Source organism: Corynebacterium sp. HMSC29G08 (assembly GCF_001806875.1).
In the GTDB taxonomy this organism is placed as follows: domain Bacteria; phylum Actinomycetota; class Actinomycetes; order Mycobacteriales; family Mycobacteriaceae; genus Corynebacterium.
This window is the reverse complement of sequence record NZ_KV786271.1, coordinates 1,522-2,537: the sequence shown is the minus strand read 5'-3', so window position 1 is coordinate 2,537 and position 1,016 is coordinate 1,522. Positions and strand designations below refer to the sequence as shown.

Genomic DNA, 1,016 nt, shown 5'->3' with positions numbered 1-1,016 from the left:
GGACGATCAACCCGGCAACCGGACAACTCAGCGGGCAAATCACGTTAGTGCCTTCGGCTACTGGGGCAGCGCAGGCAGATAAGCCGGTGGAATCGAAGCCGGTGTATAGCTTGCCGAGGTTTGATCTGATTATGACAGACCTTGCGGGTGCGCCGCGTGAGATTGTTGATGTTGATACAGGTCAGGTTGTCGGCAAAGCGTCGCAAACGTTATATGGGACGCGCACCTGGCAGGGACACACCCAATGCCCACTGCTGCATGCGGGGCAGTATCTTGATGCGGAATCAGGATGGGCCTACAACCGGTACCGCTACTACCATCCGCATGCTGGTATTTATAACGCCCAAGATCCGCTTGGGGTTTCCCCTCGTGTTGCTTCTGCGCAAGGCTACGTTGATCACCCAGCCCATTGGGTTGATTTCTTCGGCCTGAGCGGCAAAGGCGGACATGTCAATAAGGCAACCCAGATTGCCGAGAATAGGGTGCAAGGCTCAAAAGGTGAAGATAAGGTGCGGGCAATTATCGAAGCAGCAACTGGCGTGGCTTTTGATGACCAAATGACCGTCCAGGCCATAGTCGTTACTGAAAACGTTACGAAAACGGTTACTAGCAGGATCGACTTCATTGTCAAACAGGGCGAGAATTTCTTATTCATTGAAGTCAAAACCGGAAACGCGACGCTTACGAAAAATCAAGCGGTGGTGCGTGACGTCGTCAACGGGACAGGCACCAAGACTGAACCCGGTGCTGTCGAGCTGCGTGCCAGGGATAGTAAAGCTCGTAAAATCGGGATGGAGCAGGGCGATATGCTAGAAGGGCGATTCCACCAAATTTATGCAGATAACCCTAATGACATTAAGACGTTAAAGAAACTTCTGAACATACCTGACTAGGAAGGATTAAGAAGAATGGCGCAAGACAATCGTTTAGTTGCCGGGCTTGACCCGTGGTTTGAAGAGCGCGGGTATAAACGCGCGGGGAAGAAAACTGAGTGGAAGAAGAACCTGCCTGGCGGC

The 1,016-nt window shown here is 52.4% G+C and carries 1 protein-coding gene; it reads left to right on the top strand.

Annotated elements, in window-relative coordinates; all coding sequences use genetic code 11:
• The coding region (locus HMPREF3101_RS09960; protein WP_305763947.1) for an RHS repeat-associated core domain-containing protein at positions 1 to 893 on the top strand (893 nt) is incomplete at its 5' end.
• Positions 894 to 1,016 lie beyond the last annotated feature (123 nt).